The sequence below is a fragment of the Bradyrhizobium genomosp. I (2014) genome (genome assembly GCF_000261685.1).
Lineage (GTDB): Bacteria > Pseudomonadota > Alphaproteobacteria > Rhizobiales > Xanthobacteraceae > Bradyrhizobium.
This window is the reverse complement of the sequence record NZ_AJQE01000259.1, coordinates 1-19,165: the sequence shown is the minus strand read 5'-3', so window position 1 is coordinate 19,165 and position 19,165 is coordinate 1. Positions and strand designations below refer to the sequence as shown.

The following is a 19,165-nucleotide window of genomic DNA, read 5'->3' as shown; positions in this document are numbered from 1 at the left end:
ATCTGCGTGGCCGATCAGATGCGGCGCGCGAGCGCCGCGTTGCCGGTGATGCGCTGTGGCGGAGGCGCCGAAGACGTCGCGCCTGAGCTTTGTGTGCCGGAGCCATGAGGTCCCTGAATGTCTTTCGCCTGGTTCGGCGGGGCCCCGGCGGTAGCAGATGGCCCTTCCGGCCGCAATGGCCGTGGCGGCGCGAACAGGAACCCCTGGCCGAACCGCACGTCATAGTCGAGCAGGTCTACGACCGCGCGCTCGCCTTCGATCCGTTCAGCGATCAGGTCGATGCCGAACCGGCCGAGCAGATCGGAGAGATCGGAGGGATGGATGTCCGTCGTCGAGGCCTGCCTGGGATCGAGCAGCAGCGCGGCCGGCACCTTGATGAAGCGCACGCCGCGGTCGGCGAGCTCGCGCGGCTCGATGCGCAGATCCGTGACATGGTCGATCGAGAAGCGGAAGCCGCGCTGGGCGAGCGCCGCGAGATTCTCGGTCTCGGCCGGGCCGAGATTGCGGAACGTCGACTGCTTGAACTCCAGCACCAGCGAGGGCGCCAGCGCCCGGTTGGCTTCGAGGAAGTCGAGACATTGCGCGAAGGTGGTGGAATTGCCGAGCGTGGAGGCCGCGACGTTGCAGAACACGCCGACGTCCTTGTTGCGCACCATCAGGCGCCGCAGCACCTGTACGCAGCGCAGCATCACCGTGTTGTCGATGCGCCCGATCAGCCCGGAGGCTTCCGCGATGCTGATGAACTCCTCGGCGGCGATCAGCTGGTCGCGTTCGTCGCGCAAGCGCGTCACCGCCTCGTAGAACCGCACCTTGCGTTGCGGCAGCGTCACCATCGGCTGCAGGAAGATGTCGATGCGGTTCTCGTCGATGGCATTGCGCAGCGTCGCCAGCAATTGGGTCTGGTTGCGCCCGGCGGCGGCTTGAGCCGGGTTGGCGGTCTGGGTCTGAACCGCCGGTGCCGGGCGCGGCTGCGCGGCTGGAGGCGGCGGTGCTGCGGGAAGCGGGGGAGGGGCGGCCGGCCGTTCGTCGAACGGTGCAACCAGATCGACCTGCGTCTCCGGCTCGAGCTGGGCGACCTGGCCGGGAGCCGGCGCGGCGTCGGCCAGCAGGTCCTCATGGGCCGACACGGTCGCAGCGAGCTGCCTGACGAGACCGCCGAGCTCGTTGATCTCGCCGACGACCGACTGGATACGGTCGGAATTGGTCGAATTGGACGAGGCGATGCGGCCCTCGATGGCGGCCAGGCGGCGCCCGAACTCGGCCACCTGGCGGGCGAGGTCGGCGGTGCCGCGCGAGAGGTCGGCGATCTGGCCGCCGACGTCGCTGCGGTCGCGCAACCGCATCGACACCGCGTTGTAGAGGATCAGGAAGGTCAGCGCGGTCAGCGCCACGATCGCCGATTCCGTCCCGCTAATGCCAGCGACCGAATAGAGCACGAGCCCGAGCGAGGCCGCGACCAGAACCATGCAGATGGCGATGAAGATCGTCGAAATGCGAATCATGCCGCGCGTTCGCCTCAAGAGCTGACTGCCTCATCCGGGAGAACACGGGTCGCGTCCGAACCCGTCACGCCACATGCTCCCCAAACACGCACGACCCTAACATCATTGTTGATTCGAGGGGATAGCGACTGTCTCGCAGCCCATGTCAGGCTCGCCGGCGGCCCCCGTCCGGAAATCAAGGCGCTCTCAGCGTAAAATAACGCCGCTCTCAAGGCCAGCGAGCCGTATGCGCCCTATCGTTCCGGCATCTTCAACCGCAGGAGATTGCCATGTCGACATCCGCCGCACCAAGCCAGCCCCAACCCAACCTGATCTCGCCGCCGTCAAGCAGCGCCAGCACGGCGCCTGGTCGTCGGGCGACTATGCCGTGGTCGGCACCACCCTGCAGATCGTCGGGGAACAGCTCTGTGAGGCAATCGACCTACGCGCCGGCAGCAAAGTGCTGGACGTCGCCGCCGGCAACGGCAATGCGACGCTGGCCGCGGCGCGGCGCTGGTGTGACGTCACGTCCACCGATTACGTACCGGCGCTGCTCAAGCGCGGGCGCGAGCGCGCGGCGGCCGAACATCTCATGGTCGAGTTCCGCGAGGCGGATGCCGAAGCGCTGCCATTCGCCGACGCCAGCTACGACGTCGTGCTCTCGACCTTCGGCGTGATGTTCACGCCGGATCAGGACAAGGCGGCCTCCGAGCTCGCGCGGGTCTGCAAATCCGGCGGCAAGATTGGCCTCGCCAACTGGACGCCGCAAGGTTTCATCGGCCAGTTGTTCAAGACCATCGGCAGGCATTTGCCGCCGCCGGCGGGGGTGAAGTCGCCGGCGCTGTGGGGCACGGCGGCGCGGCTGGAAGAGATGTTCGCAAGCCAGGCTTCGGAGATCGCCGCCGAGCCGCGCATGTTCGTGTTCCGCTATCGTTCGCCGGACCACTGGCTCGAAATCTTCAAGACCTTCTACGGACCTACGCTGAAGGCGTTTGCCGCGCTTGACGAGGGCGGCCAGGCCGCGCTGAAGCGCGACCTCCGGGCGTTGCTCGAGGAGTTCAACCGCGCCGACGACGGCACGATCGTGGTGCACGGCGAATATCTGGAAGCCGTGATCACCAAGCGCTGATAGCGCCTGAGATGCGGTCAGGCCGGCCTCCGGCCTGACCGCCACCGATCAATATGGCGCGGCGGCGCCGACCGTGTCGGCCGAGACGGCCTCGCGGCTGCCGAGCGGCTTCGGTCGCCCGGTGGTCGTGTCGCGCAGCGTCTGCCGCTCGATCTCCGAATTCAGCTCGGCGCCGAACATGATGACGATCGCCGACATCCACATCCACATCATCAGGCCGATCGCAGCGCCAAGAGAGCCGTAGGTCGCATTGTAATTGGCGAATTCCGAGAGGTACCAGGAGAGCAGGGCCGAACCGGTGATCCAGAGGATCGCAGCCGTCACGGCGCCGAGGCTCAGCCATTGCCAGCGCGGCGCGTCACGGCTGGGAGCGAAGCGATAGAGGATGGCGAGTGCGACGAGCAGGATCAGGAACAGGAGCGGCCATCGTGCCAGTGCCACGATCAGCTTGCTTTCAGGCGCCATGCCGAGATGATCGAGCGCAAGCGGAAAGGCGACGACGGCCCCCACCATCAACAGCAGCGCCACGATGCCGCCGACGGTGAAGGCGAGCGAGACCATATTGAGCCGGATGAAGCTGCGCTTCTCGCGTTCTTCATAGGCGACGTTGAGCGCGTCGAAGATCGCCTTGACACCGGCATTGGCGCTCCAGATCGCAAGCAGCAGGCCGAACAAGAACGTGACACCCAGCGTGGTGTTGCCGTTGGATACCACGCGCGCGACCTGATCCTCGATGATCTGGAACGAGCTCTCGGGCACCATCGTCGCAAGCGTCTGGAGGTTGGCGCTGATTGTCGCGGGATCGGCGAACAGGCCATAGGAAGAGACGAGCGCCGTGACTGCGGGGAAGATCGCGAGCAGTCCGAAGAAGACGACGCCGCCCGCCGTCGCGAGCAGGCGATCCTCGTCGATGCGCTGATAGGTCCGCCAGACAACATCCTTCCAGCCCGCCCAGGGGATCTCGATGGGACTTCTCGCCCGGCGGCCGCGGCCGGGCTGCATTGCCGCACCGGCCGGGTGCGTTTCCGGTGAATTCGCTTCGCTTTTGCGGTGGTCTTGCGGAGGTCCCGACCCGATCAGGCCAGAGTCCTGAAAGTAGCGCTCCGCCGTCAGCACGAAGACGGCCGTCGCCGCCATCAGCAGGCATGAGTCGATCTGCTCGGAGCGCCGCGCCGGCATTTAAGCGTCCAGTCTTTGACGGTGACGCCTTCGTCGCGCCGCCGTAAACCCCGCAAGCCCGATCGCCGCGAGCATCAGGCCAAGCTGCACGGGGCGGTTGGTGGGCCAGGCGGTTCTGCCATGGCCGCGCTCACCGGGCGCGAGCGGCACCAGGGGAATCGTCGTCGCGACTTCTTTGACGGCCTGCTTGACCGTTCCGCGCGGGATCCGCGGGGTGGCGATCGCAACGCGCATCCGGCTGGCAAGCGGCACGATCGGCTTGGTCGGTCGCTTCATCATCGCCATGGCGACGCCGACGCAGATCGCGGCCAGCACCAGCAGCACCGCACCGACGGCGCCAAAGCCCCAGAATTGTCCGTAGGTGATTGCGATCCAGCGGTAGAGGGCGATCAGGCCGACAAAGAAGGCTGCGACCACAAACAGCCCGGCCACTGCGAACAGGCCGCCCGCGACGGCGTAGGACGTCGCCCGTCCCGTGGCCTGGCTGGTACGGTCGCGCAAGTATGATTGCGTGGCGCGCTTGAGATGGTTGAGCTTGAGCGCCAAGCCGGCGCGCAGCAGTTCGCCCGATGGCGCGAGCATAAGGACATCCTCCGAGAGCAAGAAAATGCGTCTGGGGATGAACGTGGCGGAATTTGACTTGTTCCGTCGAAGTGAGGCGGCCCTGATGGATCAGCCGAGATCGGCGGCTGCGATCCAGAACACCTCGCCCTCGGAATCCTCGGTGTCCAGCCAGAGCAGCGGCAGTTCCGGAAAGGCGTCGTCGACCAACTCGCGGCCGCGGCCGATCTCGCAGATCAGCCCGCCTTCCGGCGTCAGGTGATCGGACGCATCGCGCAGAATGCGGCGCACCACGTCGAGACCGTCGGCGCCGCCGTCGAACGCGAGCTTCGGCTCGGCCCGGCACTCCGGCGGCAGCGCCGCCATGCCTTCGGCATCGACGTAAGGCGGGTTGGTGATGATCAGGTCGTATCTGTTGTCGCCGAGCGGGGCGAACAGGTCGCCGCGATAGAGACTGATCCGGTCCTCGAGCCCGTATTCGCCGACATTGCGCGCAGCGACTTCGAGCGCGCCCTTGGAGATATCGACGGCGTCGACGGTGGCGTTCGGGAAATGATGCGCCGCGAGGATCGCGAGGCATCCCGAGCCCGTGCAGAGATCGAGCACGCGCTCGACCGCCGTGGGGTCGTCGATCAGCGAGCCCGCCTCGCCGCCGGCGCCGAAATGCGAATCCAGGAGCTCGCCGATGAAGGAGCGCGGAACGATGACGCGCTCGTCGACATAGAAGGGCAGGCCGCGCATGTAGATCTTGTTGATGAGATAGGCAGCCGGTTTGCGCGTGGTGACGCGCCGATGAATCAGATCGAGGATGGTCTTGCCTTCCGCGGCGGTGACGCGAGCGTTGGCAAAGATCTCGAACTGTTCGGGATTGAGATGCAGCGCCTCGCAGACCAGGAAGGCGGCTTCCGCGACCGGATCGGTGGTGCCGTGGGCAAAGGCGAGCTTGGCTTCGACGAAGCGGCTCACCGCATAGCGGACGAAGTCGAGCAGCGTGAGGAGCTCGCCGCGTCCGACTTTCGCAAGCTTCGGCGCCGCGCGGCCGCGCGCGGGTTTTTTCGAGACTTTTGCCATCAGGATTTCGTCCAGCGCGCGGCGGCTTCGTCGTCTCGGGCGTGGGCCTCGACCCAGCCGGTGCCGGTGGCGCTCTCTTCCTTCTTCCAGAACGGCGCACTGGTCTTGAGATAATCCATCAGGAACTCGGCTGCCTGGAATGCGGCCTGCCGGTGCTGCGAGGCGGTCAGCACCAGCACGATGTTCTGGCCCGGCATGAAGCGGCCGACGCGGTGGATGACGGTGACGCCGTTCAGTGGCCAGCGCGTTGTGGCCTCGTCGGCATGGCGTTTGATCTCTTCCTCGGCCATGCCGGGATAATGCTCCAGCGTCAGCGCGGCGACCTTGGCGCCGTCCTCGTCGGCGCGGCAGATGCCGGAGAAGCTCACGACCGCGCCGATGTCGGTGCGGCTCCTGGTCAGGACCGCGATCTCGCGCGCGATGTCGAAATCATCTTCCTGGATGCGGATGGTGACGGGACAGGCGGTGACGGCGGAGGTCATGGCCTAACCGCCGGTCATCGGCGGGAAGAACGCGATCTCGCGGGCACCCGCGATCGCGGCGTCTGATCTGACGTGGGCGTGGTCGATCGCGGCGCGGATCACCTTCGGCTTCTCGAACGCATGGGCGTAGGCGTCGCCCTGGCCGGACAGCCAGGCGATCAGCTCCTCCACGGTGCGCACGGTGGCGGGCGGCTCGATCGTCTCCTCGGCCTTGCCGACGCGCTCGCGCACCCAGGCGAAATACTTCACCTTCATCCCTCGTCCTCCTTGATGAGGTGATGGATGCCCGCGCGGAAATAGTCGTAGCCGGTATAGATGGTGAGGATCGCCGAGGCCCACAGCAGCGCCAGTCCGATCATCGAGACTAAGGGCACCACCTCGTCGCCAGCCGGGCCGGCGAGCAGGAAGCCGATCGCAACCAGCTGGACCGTGGTCTTCCACTTGGCAAGCTTCGTTACCGGCACGCTGACGCGCAGCGCGGCGAGATATTCGCGCAGGCCCGAGACCAGGATCTCGCGGCACAGGATCACGATGGCGGCCCACAGCGACCAGCCGTGGATGATGCCGTCAGCGGCAAGCATCAGCAGGCAGGAGGCGACCAGCAGCTTGTCGGCGATCGGATCGAGCATGCGGCCGAATGCCGATTGCTGATTCCAGATCCGCGCGTAGTAGCCGTCGAGGTAATCGGTCACCCCGGCCGCGATGAAGATGGCGACCGCGAGCCAGCGCAGCCAGAGCGGCTGATCCAGAATCGACTGCGCATAGATGCATCCGACCACGACCGGAATCGCGGCGATCCGGCCATAGGTCAGGATGTTGGGGAGGGACATCGCGCGGCTGGTGGTCCCTCGTGTCGTGGCGATGTTCATCCGTCCTACCAATACCGCTCAAGCCTGAAGGTCAACCGTCCTGCTCCCAAATGCGACGCGGGATGCGACGACCATATGACCAAGGCTACCCTTGATGACCAAGGCTACCCTTGACAAAGGCTACCCTTGACCAAGGCTACCCTTGGGTCCCCTTTAGTTCACCCCGGCTGGGGATGGAAATACTCGAAAATCCTGCGGGCGCTCTCGGCACTCACCCCTGGAACCTTGCCGAGATCGGCGATCGAGGCTCGTTCAATCTCCTTCAGGGTGCCGAAATGATGCAGCAGGGCACGTTTGCGTGACGGGCCGATACCCGGAATCTCCTGCAAACCGGCCTCGCGGATGTCCTTCTTGCGCAGCTTGCGGTGCGAGCCGATGACAAAGCGGTGGGCCTCGTCGCGCAGGCGCTGGATGAAATAGAGCACGGGATCGCGCGGCTCGAGCTTGATGGCCTCGCGTTCCGGCATGAACAGGGTCTCGCGGCCGGCATCCCGGTCCGGCCCCTTGGCGACCGACATCAGCGACACTTGGTTCAGGCCGAGATTGGCAAAGATCTCGCGGACGGCATTGAGCTGCCCGCGGCCGCCGTCGATGATCACGAGGTCGGGCCATTGCGGGAAGTCGTCGTCCTTGGCCTTGGTGCCGGCGTCCTCGGGCGGGTTGATCAGGCGCTTGAAGCGGCGCTCCAGCACCTCGCGCATCATGGCGAAGTCGTCGCCGGGCGTGATCCCTTCCGACTTGATGTTGAACTTGCGGTACTGGTTCTTCACGAAGCCGTCGGGACCGGCGACGATCATGGCGCCGACCGCATTGGTGCCCTGGATGTGGCTGTTGTCGTAGACCTCGATGCGCTTGGGCGGGTGCGGCAGGTTCAGCGTCGCGGCCATGGCATCCAGCAGCCGGCTCTGCGTCGCGGTATCCGCGAGCTTGCGGCCGAGCGCCTCGCGCGCATTGGTCAGCGCGTGGGTGACCAGCTCCTTCTTCTCGCCGCGCTTGGGCGCTGCGACCTCGACCTTGTGGCCGGCCTTGATCGACAGCGCGTTGGCGAGCAACTCGCTCTCCTCGATCTCATGCGAGAGCAGGATGTTCCTCGGCGGCGGCTTGTCGTCGTAGAACTGGGCGAGGAACGAGCCGAGCACTTCTTCCGGTGTAAAGGTCTTTTCCGCGCGCGGGAAATAGGCGCGGTTGCCCCAGTTCTGGCCGGTGCGGAAGAAGAACACCTCGACGCAGGAGAAACCGCCCTCCTGGTGGATGGCGAACACGTCGGCTTCTTCCACCGTGCGCGGATTGATGCCCTGCTGCGACTGGATCGCCGACAGTGCGGCGAGGCGGTCGCGGTAGAGCGCGGCGCGCTCGAATTCGAGCTCACTGGCCGCCTTCTCCATCTCGCCGGCAAGCTCCTGCTTCACCGCATGGCTCTTGCCCGACAGGAAGTCGGTCGCCTCGCGCACCAGCGTTGTGTAGCCGGGGAAGTCGATCTCGCGGGTGCAGGGACCTGCGCAGCGGCGGATCTGGTAGAGCAGGCAGGGCCGGGTGCGGCTTTCGAAGAAGGAATCGGTGCAGGAGCGGATCAGGAACGCGCGCTGCAGCGCGGTGATGGTGCGGTTCACGGCACCCGCCGAGGCGAACGGGCCGAAATAGCGCCCGGGCCGGGTCTGCGCGCCGCGATGTTTCAGGATCTGCGGCGCCCAATGGTCGCCGGTGATCAGGATGTAGGGGAACGACTTGTCGTCGCGCAGCTGCACGTTGAAACGCGGCCGCAGCTGCTTGATCAGGTTGGCTTCCAGCAGCAGCGCCTCGGTCTCGGTATTGGTCGAGACGATCTCGACGGTAACCGTGGCGGCGATCATGCGCAGGATGCGGGCCGGAAGCGGCGCACTCTGGCGTGCATAACTGGAGAGGCGCTTTTTGACGTTCTTGGCCTTGCCGACATAGAGCACGTCGGCATTCGCATTGAGCATGCGATAGACGCCGGGCGAGGTGGGGGCGAGCCGGACCGCGCGCTCGATCGCCTCATGGCCGGTTGCCAGCGGGCCCTCGCCGACGGCGCCGTTCTCTTCCAGGATATCCGGCAGCCGCGCATCGTCCTCGTCGTCGCCGCCTGAGCTGGCGGGATCGAGGTCCGGCGGCGCCATTTCCGTCCCCTGGGGCGGGGCGTCCGGCGCGGTGACGTGCACCGGTTTGCGCGCACCTGCGTTGTCCGGATTGTCGGGGGAATCGTGAACCATGGTGCGAATTTAGGCGCTGGGGGTGCCGATTTGAAGTTCCGGCCGTGGCGCACGCACAGGGAGGCCGGCGCAGTTCCCGGTAACGCTTGCTTAAGCCTGTTAACAGCACGGTAACCCGGCTTAACAGCCCTTTAACTTAAAACTCTCGATAAATCTTACGCGAAAAAGTGGTGGTTCCGTAGCCATGCGGTCTGGCCTCGCGTGGCGGCGCAGGCATCGCACGGGTTGCGGCAGTTGCGTTGGAGTGAGTGATGAAGAGGCTCGTTGTGGGCGCGGCCGCGTTGGTTGCAGCCGGCTGGACAGCTTCGGCAGAGGCCGCCGATCTCAATTACGGGCAGCGGGCGCCCTATACCGTCAATCAACCGCTCAATGCGTATAGCTGGGCAGGTCCCTATCTCGGCGGCAACATCGGCTATGAATGGGGCTCGGTCGACAACAACCCTTCGAAGCCGTCGGGCTTCGTTGGCGGTGTGCAAGCCGGCTACAATTTCCAGAACGGCCCGTGGGTGTTCGGTGTCGAGGGCGACATCCAGGCCGCCGGCGCCGACGACACCTTCGCGCCGTGGAAGTTCTCCAATCCGTGGTTCGGCACCCTGCGCGGCCGCGCCGGCTATGCCTTCAGCAACGTGCTGTTCTACGGCACCGCCGGCCTCGCCTTCGGCGAGCTGCGGGGGCAGACCTTCGGCTGGACGGAGTCGCACACCACCGCCGGCTGGACCATTGGTGCCGGCGCGGAGGTGGGACTCGCGCCGAACTGGAGCGCCAAGCTCGAATATCTCTACATCGATCTGTCGACCAGCCAGTTCGCAATTACGGGCGTGTCAAACGGCTATAGCGCCAGCGTGGTGCGCGCAGGCGTGAACTATCGCTTCTGATAGCTGAAGAAGAAAATACCGGACAACAACCTCCCGGCCGCCCGCGGCCGGGATTTTTTGCGCCGAATATTGCGCCAAGCGTTGTGCGTCGGGCCCGCTAGGAGAGGATGACCAGATTGACCGCCTTCGGTCCCTTCCCCTTCTTGTCCGGTTCGACTTCAAAAGTTATGCGCTGTCCTTCCGCAAGGTCCTTTAGTCCGGCCCGCTCCACAGCAGTAATGTGCACGAAGACGTCGCGGCCGCCGTCGTCGGGCTTGATGAAGCCGTAGCCGCGCTCGCCGTTGAAGAACTTGACCGTTCCCGTCATGGCCATCGGGAAACTCCCCCTCATTGCTCCTCCGTCGCGACGCAGACTCACGTCACGACATGACCGGGCCTTACGAAGCCCGGGAGCTGGCCATCCTTGGACGGACCTCATCGGTCCGGCGGGATCTTTCTTGGGGCCTTCACTCCGCCGCAACCATTCGCGGAAGCGGAACGTAAAGCCAGTCACACAAACAGCATAATACGGTTCTCTCCAGATTGACTACCGCTCCTGCATATTTTTCCCAAGAATGCCGGAGTGTTACGGCTTGGCTTTAAGGCTGGGCACCTCCAATCGGAATCTGGCAGCCCCGCCCTGGCCGAGCGGCATTTCCAGCTCGGGCAGGATGGTCTTGAGCTCGCCCTGCAGCGTGTAGGGCGGATTGACGATCAGGAGCCCGGCAGAGGTGAGGGCCCCGCCATCGGCTTGCGGCGCGACGCTGAATTCGAGGCGCAGGCATTTGCCCGGCGGTTTTGCTGCAGCTGCGAGCCGGGCGACCGCTTGGGCAAGCGCGTCGGTGGCGCGCCGGTTCTTGGCCGGATACCAAATTACATAGATACCGGTCGGCCATTTCGCGAAGGCCGCCGAGAAGGATTCGCCGAGCCGCTCGAACTCGTTCTTTGCCTCGAAGGGCGGGTCGATCAGCACGAGGCCGCGCCGCTCCTTCGGCGGCACGAAGGCCGGCAGCGCCACCCAGCCGTCGAGATCGACCACGCGGGCCTGTTCGTCACGGCGCAGCACGTCGATCAGCGCTTTCCGCGCCTTCGGTTCGAGCTCGCAGGCGACGAGCCGGTCCTGCGGCCTGAGCAGGCCGCGCGCGATCAGCGGCGAACCCGGATAGGCCTTGAGTTCGCCCCTCGGATTGAAGGCGCGGACGATGTCGAGATAGGGCCTGGTCAGCGCCGCGGTCTCGTTCGACAGGCGCGCCTGCAGCAGCCGCGCAATGCCGGTCAGCCATTCGCCGCCCCGGCGCGCCTCGTCGCTGTCGAGATTGTAGAGGCCGGCGCCGGCATGGGTGTCGATGACGCGGAACGCCGCCGGCTTGTCCTGCAAATATGTGAGGATGCGAGCCAGCACGATGTGCTTGATGACATCGGCGAAGTTGCCGGCGTGGAAGGCGTGGCGGTAGTTCATGGCGGAGAGTTACGACATCGCGAGACGAAAGTAACTGCCGTCGTTCCGGGGCGCGCGAAGCGCGAGCCCGGAATCTCGAGATTTTCAGGTGCGCAATTGCGCACCATAGTTCGGCGCTCGCGCACCGCCCTGGAATGACGACCAGAGTGTTGTGCCTTCAACCTCCCCTGATCGGCGGCATCGTCACTTGCTCGCGGCGGCAGGCGCGGCGCTCGATCTCGTCGCAGGCGCGGAATTGCAGATCCTTGCTGAGGCAGATGCGGACCTCGGAGAGCCGTGTCCGGTTGCAGGTGACCGACACGGCGGCACTGCTGAGACCCGGATTGGCCTTGATGAAGGCCTCCTCGACCTCTGCCGGCGCCACGGTCTTGGCCTGCGACAGATCGAGATATTCGGGCGGGATCTTGATCGCGGCGCGCGCCTTGCGGATCGTCTCGAAATAGCTGCGGCCCTCGAGCCCCGAGCAGGTGCCATGCTTGTCCCACTCGTTGAAGATCAGGCCCGGCGCCGGCATCAGGTCGAGCATCGAGGAGACGATGCCGCGATTCAGCCGCGGTGCCGGCCGCTGGCAGTATTCCGGAAAACCGTTCTCATATTGCGGCCAGAGCCCATGCACCACAAAGGCGTAGGGGCGTCCACCGCACTGGATCTGGGAGCGGCCGCCGCGCTCGGCTGTCTCCTCGCAGAACGAGGGCGACCACGACAGCGACAGCACATAGAAGTCGAACTCGCCCGGCGCGTTCTGCCGCTTGTCCTGGGCCTTGGCGCCACCGGCGAGCGACGCCACCCCGGCGGCAAGGGTGAGTGAGATCACAAGACGGGAGAACGAACGCAATCTGGAATGAAACATGGCGACGCCCCTCAACTAGACTGTGCAAGCGAGCCTAGCAGGCGACGTGAACATTTCAAGAACAAATTTCGGGCGCCGGTCGTTCGGCCGCTTGACCGGGCCGAACCAGGGCTCTCCAATCAGGGCTTTCCAATCAGGGCTTGGCGGCGCGGCAGGCCGGGTTGTAGGCCCAGTTGCGATCGAGCCCGACCACGCACCATTCGACGCCATCGCCATAGCCGGCGAAGCCAGCATCCTCGGCGATCGAGAAGTGCACTTTGCGCACCTTGCCGTCATTGAGCATGGCGTCGCCGGTGCAATAGCGGCGCGGAATGTTGTCGGACTGCCAGGGCCGGAACGCGACCTCGCGAACGGCGGAGAAGCCGGTGATCTTCAACGAGGAATTCCAGAACGAGCTTTCTTTCTCCCAGAACTGGGTGGCGATCGTCGGCAGTGCCTTGTCGCAATCGACAACATTGCCGTCATAGCGCGGCCCGCTCAGCCAGAAATTCATCTCAAGCGGATTGGCGGCCCTGGCCTCTCCAAGCGACAGCGCCCCGAACATGAGGCCGAGCACGGCGGCAAAGCGAAGCGATTTCGGGGAGGGGGCGCGCATGGTCAATCCAGACAGCTAGGTCTTGCGAAGGTCGGACCGTGCCGCGAAGGCCGGAAGAGGTCAAGTGCAACGCGGCAACACTTCGCCGGGAGTTGAGCATGAGGTCGCGGCCGGCGGGGCTTCCGTTCTTTTCACATCCATCCCGGCACCGTAGACTGGAGCCAACCAATTGGAGTGACGGGAATGCGAATCATTGCGGCCGCGGGCCTTCTGGCCCTGGGTATGATGGCGAGCCAGTCGGCGCGCGCCGATATCCTTCCGGTACCGCCGTTCAAGGGCAACGACACCGGCGGCATCATCGCCTATTCGATGGCGTCCCAGGTCGACGCGCGTCAGGTCGCGGTCGATCACTGCGCACGCTATGGCAAAGTCGTGAAGTTTCTTGGAGTGCAGGCCTATGAGGGCGGTTACATCTCGTTCTCCTGCCGCTGGGTGCCCTACGGCGCCGCCGGGCGGCCGATCCGCACGCTCTACTGAGACGCTGTCGTAACGCCGCGACTCTCGGCCGGGAGCCTCCCACATGACGCGCAAGCTCGCTTTGCTCGGCTCGACGCTTTGCCTTTCGTTGTCGGCAGGCAGCGCCGGCGCCGACGACCTGCCGGTGCGCAAGGCTGGTCTTTGGGAAATGAAGCTGGTCACATCAGGCTCGCCCATGCCTGAGATGACCATGCAGCACTGCACCGACGAGACCGTCGACAGGGAGATGAGCAACAACGTCTCCCCGATGGCCAAGCAGATCTGCGCCAAGCAGGATATCAAGAAGACCGCGACCGGCTATGTCAGCGACTCCGAGTGCAACGTCGCCGGCGTAAACACGACGTCGCATGCCGAGATATCAGGCGATTTCAACTCGGCCTATACGGTTAAGACCACCTCGCATGCGCAAGGCGGCGTCGCCGGCGCGGCCGGCCGCGATACCACCATGACGCTGCAAGCCAGGTGGTTAGGGGCCTGCAAGCCGGACCAGAAGCCCGGCGACATCGTGATGCCCGGCGGCTTCAAGATGAACATGCGCGACATGGACAAGCTGAAGGCGCTCCTGCCGAAGTAGGCGCCAGAGTTTGTTGCGGTAGATTCCGCTACACTGGAATCCTCACGCTCGCCCTCAATCCACCCATCGGGCTGTCGCCCAGCGTGATGTCGCCGCCGTGGGAGCGGGCGATGTCGCGGGCGATGGCAAGGCCAAGGCCGGTGCCGCCTTCGTCCTGGTTGCGCGCGTTGTCCAGCCGCAGGAACGGCTTGAACACTTCTTCGCGCAAGTGAGCGGGAATGCCCGGGCCGTCGTCGTCGATGGTGACGGTCAAATAACGGTGATCGCGCTGGCCGGTGATGGCGATGTTCCTGCCGTAGCGCGCCGCGTTGGTGATGAGGTTGGCGAGGCAGCGCTTGAACGAGGCCGGCTTCACCGTCACCACGGGCAGGCCGTGGAATGCGACGGTCGCGTTGTGGCCGTGGCGTTCGGCATCGCTGCGCAACTCTTCGAGGGCCTGGGCCATGTCGGTCGGCTGCGACTGCTCGCCGGAATCGCCGCGGGCGAAGGCGAGGTAATCCTCCAGCATCATCGACATCTCGTCGACATCCTTGCGCATGCCCTCGAGCTCGGGGCTGTCGCCGATCAGCGCGAGCTCGAGCTTGAAGCGGGTCAGGATGGTGCGCAGATCGTGGCTGACGCCGGCGAGCATCGCGGTGCGCTGCTCCATTGTGCGCTCGATGCGCGATTTCATCTCGAGGAAGGCGACCGCCGCGCGCCGCACCTCGCGCGCGCCGCGCGGCCTGAAGTTCGGCGCCTCGCGGCCCTTGCCGAAGCTTTCGGCGGCGTCAGCAAGGCGCAGGATCGGCTTGATCTGGTTGCGCAGGAACAGCACCGCGACGATCAAGAGGATGGAGGACGTGCCGACCATCCAGAACAGGAAGATCTCCGAATTGGAGGCATAGGCGGCGCTGCGCTGCGCGAACACGCGCATCACGGCATCGTCGAGCTGGATGCGGATCTCGACGAGATTGGAACGGCCGACGGTATCGATCCAGAACGAGCGCCCGATCTGGCGGCCGAGCTGTACCGACAGCGTCTGGTCGAGCAGCGAGAAGAACGGCTTCGGTCCCGGCGGCGGCATGTCACCGGCGGGCAGGAAGTCGACGACGAGGCCGAGGCGCTGCTGGGCGATGCGGCGGATCTGGTCGCGATCCTTGTCTTGCGGATAGCCCTTGTAGACGTCGATCAGCGCGGCGATGTCCTGCACCACCGCGGCGGACAACCGGCGCGTCACCGTGTTCCAGTGCCGCTCCATGAAGACGAAGGCCACGACCGATTGCAGCACCACCATCGGCACGATCATGATGAGGAGCGCGCGGGCGTAGAGGCCGGTCGGCATCCAGCCCTTGAACGCGTTGCCCATCCAGCCATTGGCGGCGGAGACGCGCCCGGCGGCGCTCTTCAGAAGCGTCAGGCCGGTATCGATCGTGCTCATCGGTCGCGCTTCACTGATCTATGGCGAGGCCACCAGCCGGTAGCCGATGCCGCGCACCGCCTGGAGGAACAGCGGATTGGCGGGGTCGGTCTCAATCTTGCGCCTGAGGCGGTTGATCTGCACGTCGACGGCGCGCTCGTTGACGCTGCCGTTGCCGGTGAGTGCGCTGCGCGGCACGGTCTCGCCCGGTGTTTCCGAGAGAATCCGCAGCATTTCGCGCTCGCGGTCGGTGAGGTGGATGACCTCCTCGCCCTGGCGCAATTCGCCGCGCTCGAGATGGTAGACGTAGGGGCCGAAGGCAATTTTCTCCACGGTCGCGGCCTGCTGCGGCGGCGCGGCGCGCTTGAGGATGTTGTTGATGCGTAGCGCAAGCTCGCGCGGCTCGAACGGCTTTGCCACGTAATCGTCGGCGCCGATCTGCAAGCCCTCGATGCGCGCCTCCGCTTCATGCCGCGCCGTCAGCATCACGATCGGCACCGAGGAAGAGGTCCGGATGAAGCGCGCAAGATCGAAGCCGGTCTCGCCGGGCATCATGACGTCGAGGATCAGGAGATCGAAATGCAGGCCCAGCAGTTTCGAGCGTGCATCGCCGGCGCTCGCCGCGGTGGTGACGCGGTAGCCTTCACTGGCGAGAAAGCGCGAGAGCAGATCGCGGATGCGGCGGTCGTCGTCGACCAGCAGCAGATGCGGGGCATCGTCGGCGGGTTGCACCGGCGGGCGGGCGAGCGTGGCAGCGAGCGGCACGGTCACTCCTTGGCGTCGTGGTTGACGGAAGCGAAGATCGTCTCGAGCACCTTGTCCGGATCGTCGCGGTCGATCATCGCGCGCAGGAAGCGCTTCACGGTCTCGGCGTCCTGCGGAGCTATCTCCGCGAGCGCCTTGGTGATCCGCGTGGTCTGGAGCCCGGCGAGCTTCTGCACCAGCGCCTCGCCCTTCGCTGTGGCGTAGAGCAGGCGCTGGCGGCGGTCATTGTCGCCGGTCTTCTGCACGATATAGCCCTCGTCCAGGAGCTGCTTGAGCACCCGGCCGAGCGACTGTTTGGTGATGCGCAGGACGTCGAGCAGGTCGGCGACCTTGAGGCCAGGATAGCGGTAGACGAAATGGATGACCCGGTGGTGGGCGCGGCCGAAGCCGAACGCCTCCAGCTCCTGATCGGGATCGCCGACGAAGTCGCGATAGGCGAAGAACAGCAGCTCGATGATATCCCAGCGCAAATTGCCTCCGCCGTCTGCGGCGGGCTTGGGCTCGGCAGCGTCGTGAGAGGAAGTTGCGAAATTTATGTCAGGCATATTGACGTATATTGGGTTCAATGTTACAAAACGATCGCCCTACACGAAATTTTAGATCGCTTCGCGTCGGGTGGATCGGAGCAAGGTGGCCGGAGAGAGCCGGACAGGCGACGACGGCCGGATCAGATCTACCGTGCGATTGTCGAGCGGCATTTCGACAAAACATACTGGACTTCCGCCTTCCGCAAAAGCATGTCCTCGATGACATGCTGGCCACGGAAACCGGCCGTAACAAGGCTGGCGGTGGTCCGGCGGAAACCAATCAAGCCAGCCGGGCCCCGAAGCGGGCAAGGCGGGCGCCAGAACAGCGCCGCCACCGGCAGCGGGAGGCAAGGAACATGAGCATGACATTCGACATCCAGCCCGCATCCAATCCGACCCCCGAGAAGGACCGCGTCGCCAAGCTGGTGGACCCCGGCTTCGGACGGGTCTTCACCGATCACATGGCGATCGTTCGCTACAACCAGGCCAGGGGCGGCTGGTATGAGGAGCGGATCGAGGCACGCGCCAACTTCCCGCTGGATCCGGCCGGCGCCGTCCTGCACTACGCCCAGGAAATCTTCGAGGGCCTGAAGGCCTACAAGCGCGACGACGGCGGGGTGAACCTGTTCCGTCCCGATGCCAACGCGCGGCGCTTCAGGGACTCGGCCGACCGCATGGCAATGGCCCAGCTTCCGGAAGACGTCTTCATCGAGGCGGTGGAGCAGGTCGTGCGCATCGACCGCGCCTGGATTCCGGGCGGCGAGGGCAGCCTTTACCTGCGCCCCTTCATGATCGCGAGCGAGACCTTTCTCGGAGTCAAGCCGTCATCGGAATACATCTTTTCCGTCATCGCCTCGCCGGTCGGCTCCTACTTCAAGGGCGGGCCAGCGCCGGTGTCGATCTGGGTGTCCGAGAACTACACGCGCGCCGCGATCGGCGGCACCGGCGCCGTCAAGTGCGGCGGCAACTACGCCGCGAGCCTGCGCGCCCAGGCCGAGGCGATCCAGCACGGCTGCGATCAGGTTGTCTTCCTCGACGCGGTCGAGCGCCGCTACATCGAGGAGCTCGGAGGCATGAACGTGTTCTTCGTGTTCGACGACGGCTCGCTTTCGACGCCGCCGCTGGGCACCATCCTGCCGGGCATCACCCGCGATTCCATCATCACGCTGGCCCGCGATGCCGGCAAGACCGTGCGTGAGGAGCCGTACTCGCTCGACCAGTGGCGCAAGGATGCGGCGAGCGGCCGGCTCAAGGAAGCCTTCGCTTGCGGCACCGCGGCCGTGATCTCGCCGATCGGCAAGGTGCGCTCGGTGAGCGGCGATTTCGAGATCTCGGGCGGCGCCGCCGGTCCCGTCGCCATGGGCCTGCGCAAGCAGCTCGTCGACATCCAGTACGGCCGCACCAACGATCCGCACAACTGGATCCGCAAGGTGTTTTGAGGCTCTCGTGTCCCGGACGCGCAAAGCGCGAGCCGGGACCCAGAGTGCCAGTGGCTGGACCCCGGATCAGCAGCGCAGCACGCCGCCAAGAGGCGGCGCGCTGCGCTGCATCCGGGGAACGCCGGCTGGGATCTGACACGATGAGAACACCCCGGTTGCCGCCCCGCGCCCCGGCTGGTAAACGCCGCGCATGGCCGAGAAACCCAAGAAATCCCAGAAACTGAAGGCGCGCCTGCCGCGCGGGCTCGAGGATCGCGATCCCGCCGCGATCCGGGCGACGCGCGAGATGGTCGAGAAGATCCGCGCCGTCTACGAGCTCTACGGCTTCGAGCCGGTGGAGACGCCGGCGATGGAATACACCGACGCGCTCGGCAAGTTCCTGCCCGACCAGGATCGTCCGAACGAGGGCGTGTTCTCGTTCCAGGACGACGACGAGCAGTGGATCAGCTTGCGCTACGACCTGACCGCGCCGCTGGCGCGCTATGTCGGCGAGCGCTACGGCACCGACGGTCTGGTCCTGCCCTACCGCAGCTACCGCGTCGGCTATGTCTTCCGCAACGAGAAGCCCGGCCCCGGCCGCTTCCGCCAGTTCATGCAGTTCGACGCCGACACGGTCGGCTCGGCAACGCCCGCGGCCGACGCCGAGATCTGCATGATGGCGGCGGACACGATGGAAGCGCTCGGCATCGCGCGCGGCCAATACGTCGTGAAGGTGAACAACCGCAAGGTGCTCGACGGAGTTCTGGAAGCCATTGGGCTCGCCGGTGACGAGAACGCAGGCCGCAGGCTGACCGTGCTGCGCGCGATCGACAAGCTCGACAAGTTCTCCACCGACGAAGTGCGCAAGCTGCTCGGTCCCGGACGATGGGACGGCGGTGAAGAAGGCAAGGGCGACTTCACGAAGGGCGCCAACCTGAGCGCGGCGGAAGCTGACGTTGTTCTCGCCATCACCAAGCCGCGCGACGATTGGAAAGAGGCCGTTGCTGCGGCAGAAACTTACCTCGCCAAGAGCGAAATTGGTCAGGCCGGCGTGAGCGAATTGGATGAGATCGCCAAGCTGGTTGCGGCCTCGGGTTACGGTGCGGATCGCATCAAGATCGATCCCTCCGTCGTCCGCGGTCTCGAATACTACACCGGCCCCGTCTACGAGGTCGAACTCCTGCTCGACACCAAGGACGAGAAGGGCCGCCCGGTGCGGTTCGGCTCGGTTGGTGGCGGCGGGCGCTACG

At 65.5% G+C, this 19,165-nt stretch carries 21 protein-coding genes; 6 read left to right on the top strand and 15 right to left on the bottom strand.

The window, feature by feature from the left end; translation table 11 throughout:
* Positions 1-14: 14 nt before the first annotated feature.
* Complete coding sequence (locus tag IC50_RS24080; protein WP_035710517.1) at positions 15-1,502, bottom strand: EAL domain-containing protein; 1,488 nt, start codon at positions 1,500-1,502, stop codon at positions 15-17.
* 226 nt (positions 1,503-1,728) lie between these two features.
* On the opposite strand from IC50_RS24080, the gene IC50_RS24075 reads away from it, so the two are divergent.
* Entirely contained in the window at positions 1,729-2,610 is an 882-nt protein-coding gene (locus IC50_RS24075; protein WP_244429634.1) for a class I SAM-dependent methyltransferase, read from the top strand.
* 48 nt (positions 2,611-2,658) lie between these two features.
* On the opposite strand, the gene IC50_RS24070 is transcribed toward IC50_RS24075, so the two are convergent.
* The 7 genes from IC50_RS24070 to uvrC form a co-directional block, all read right to left on the bottom strand.
* Complete coding sequence (locus IC50_RS24070) at positions 2,659-3,789, bottom strand: YihY/virulence factor BrkB family protein (protein ID WP_035710515.1); 1,131 nt, start codon at positions 3,787-3,789, stop codon at positions 2,659-2,661.
* Positions 3,790-4,371 carry a phage holin family protein gene (locus tag IC50_RS24065; RefSeq protein WP_035710513.1) on the bottom strand — a complete coding sequence of 194 codons (582 nt, stop codon included), beginning with the start codon at positions 4,369-4,371 and terminating at the stop codon, positions 3,790-3,792.
* A gap of 90 nt (positions 4,372-4,461) precedes the next feature.
* Positions 4,462-5,421, bottom strand: coding sequence for a 50S ribosomal protein L3 N(5)-glutamine methyltransferase (gene prmB / locus IC50_RS24060; protein WP_035710511.1), 960 nt, complete (start codon positions 5,419-5,421; stop codon positions 4,462-4,464).
* Positions 5,421-5,903, bottom strand: a complete 483-nt coding sequence (locus IC50_RS24055) for a molybdenum cofactor biosynthesis protein MoaE (RefSeq protein ID WP_035710509.1) — start codon at positions 5,901-5,903, stop codon at positions 5,421-5,423. Before IC50_RS24055 ends, prmB begins: the two co-directional genes overlap by 1 nt.
* Positions 5,904-5,906: 3 nt before the next feature.
* Positions 5,907-6,158: a molybdopterin converting factor subunit 1 gene (moaD, locus tag IC50_RS24050; RefSeq protein WP_035710508.1), complete on the bottom strand. Its 252-nt coding sequence runs from the start codon at positions 6,156-6,158 to the stop codon at positions 5,907-5,909.
* On the bottom strand, positions 6,155-6,772 hold the full coding sequence (gene pgsA / locus IC50_RS24045) for a CDP-diacylglycerol--glycerol-3-phosphate 3-phosphatidyltransferase (protein ID WP_035710505.1): 618 nt from the start codon (positions 6,770-6,772) through the stop codon (positions 6,155-6,157). Before pgsA ends, moaD begins: the two co-directional genes overlap by 4 nt.
* Before the next feature lie 158 nt (positions 6,773-6,930).
* Positions 6,931-9,000 carry an excinuclease ABC subunit UvrC gene (gene uvrC / locus IC50_RS24040; protein ID WP_035710502.1) on the bottom strand — a complete coding sequence of 690 codons (2,070 nt, stop codon included), beginning with the start codon at positions 8,998-9,000 and terminating at the stop codon, positions 6,931-6,933.
* A 251-nt stretch (positions 9,001-9,251) separates the two neighbouring features.
* On the opposite strand from uvrC, the gene IC50_RS24035 reads away from it, so the two are divergent.
* On the top strand, positions 9,252-9,875 hold the full coding sequence (locus IC50_RS24035) for an outer membrane protein (protein ID WP_035710499.1): 624 nt from the start codon (positions 9,252-9,254) through the stop codon (positions 9,873-9,875).
* A gap of 97 nt (positions 9,876-9,972) precedes the next feature.
* On the opposite strand, the gene IC50_RS24030 is transcribed toward IC50_RS24035, so the two are convergent.
* The 4 genes from IC50_RS24030 to IC50_RS24015 all read right to left on the bottom strand — a co-directional run bounded on the left by IC50_RS24030 (position 9,973) and on the right by IC50_RS24015 (position 12,758).
* The gene (locus tag IC50_RS24030; protein WP_008544396.1) at positions 9,973-10,188 is read right to left on the bottom strand and encodes a cold-shock protein; all 216 of its coding nucleotides are present in this window, start codon (positions 10,186-10,188) and stop codon (positions 9,973-9,975) included.
* Between the two features lie 252 nt (positions 10,189-10,440).
* A complete protein-coding gene (locus tag IC50_RS24025) occupies positions 10,441-11,313 on the bottom strand; it encodes a 23S rRNA (adenine(2030)-N(6))-methyltransferase RlmJ (RefSeq protein WP_035710497.1) in 873 nt (290 codons plus the stop codon).
* Positions 11,314-11,470: 157 nt separating this feature from the next.
* Positions 11,471-12,163, bottom strand: coding sequence for a ribonuclease T2 family protein (locus IC50_RS24020; RefSeq protein ID WP_035710494.1), 693 nt, complete (start codon positions 12,161-12,163; stop codon positions 11,471-11,473).
* Between the two features lie 133 nt (positions 12,164-12,296).
* A complete protein-coding gene (locus IC50_RS24015) occupies positions 12,297-12,758 on the bottom strand; it encodes a hypothetical protein (RefSeq protein WP_035710493.1) in 462 nt (153 codons plus the stop codon).
* A 183-nt stretch (positions 12,759-12,941) separates the two neighbouring features.
* On the opposite strand from IC50_RS24015, the gene IC50_RS24010 reads away from it, so the two are divergent.
* Together IC50_RS24010 and IC50_RS24005 are read left to right on the top strand one after the other, a co-directional pair.
* On the top strand, positions 12,942-13,235 hold the full coding sequence (locus IC50_RS24010; RefSeq protein WP_035710490.1) for a hypothetical protein: 294 nt from the start codon (positions 12,942-12,944) through the stop codon (positions 13,233-13,235).
* Between the two features lie 43 nt (positions 13,236-13,278).
* Positions 13,279-13,809, top strand: a complete 531-nt coding sequence (locus IC50_RS24005; RefSeq protein WP_035710489.1) for a DUF3617 domain-containing protein — start codon at positions 13,279-13,281, stop codon at positions 13,807-13,809.
* Positions 13,810-13,837: 28 nt separating this feature from the next.
* Here the strand turns inward: IC50_RS24005 and IC50_RS24000 are convergent, their stop codons facing one another.
* The 3 genes from IC50_RS24000 to IC50_RS23990 are packed head-to-tail and all read right to left on the bottom strand — an operon-like array spanning position 13,838 to position 16,515.
* Positions 13,838-15,226, bottom strand: a complete 1,389-nt coding sequence (locus IC50_RS24000) for an ATP-binding protein (RefSeq protein WP_035710488.1) — start codon at positions 15,224-15,226, stop codon at positions 13,838-13,840.
* 18 nt (positions 15,227-15,244) lie between these two features.
* The gene (locus tag IC50_RS23995; protein ID WP_035710486.1) at positions 15,245-15,976 is read right to left on the bottom strand and encodes a response regulator; all 732 of its coding nucleotides are present in this window, start codon (positions 15,974-15,976) and stop codon (positions 15,245-15,247) included.
* Positions 15,973-16,515 carry a MarR family transcriptional regulator gene (locus tag IC50_RS23990; RefSeq protein ID WP_050991076.1) on the bottom strand — a complete coding sequence of 181 codons (543 nt, stop codon included), beginning with the start codon at positions 16,513-16,515 and terminating at the stop codon, positions 15,973-15,975. Before IC50_RS23990 ends, IC50_RS23995 begins: the two co-directional genes overlap by 4 nt.
* A 338-nt stretch (positions 16,516-16,853) precedes the next feature.
* Here IC50_RS23990 and IC50_RS23985 point away from each other — a divergent pair, with 338 nt between their 5' ends.
* Both IC50_RS23985 and IC50_RS23980 read left to right on the top strand, forming a co-directional pair.
* Complete coding sequence (locus tag IC50_RS23985) at positions 16,854-17,936, top strand: branched-chain amino acid aminotransferase (RefSeq protein WP_035710484.1); 1,083 nt, start codon at positions 16,854-16,856, stop codon at positions 17,934-17,936.
* A 190-nt stretch (positions 17,937-18,126) separates the two neighbouring features.
* Positions 18,127-19,165, top strand: a 1,039-nt coding sequence (locus IC50_RS23980) for a histidine--tRNA ligase (protein ID WP_035710483.1), incomplete at its 3' end; no start/stop codon positions are given.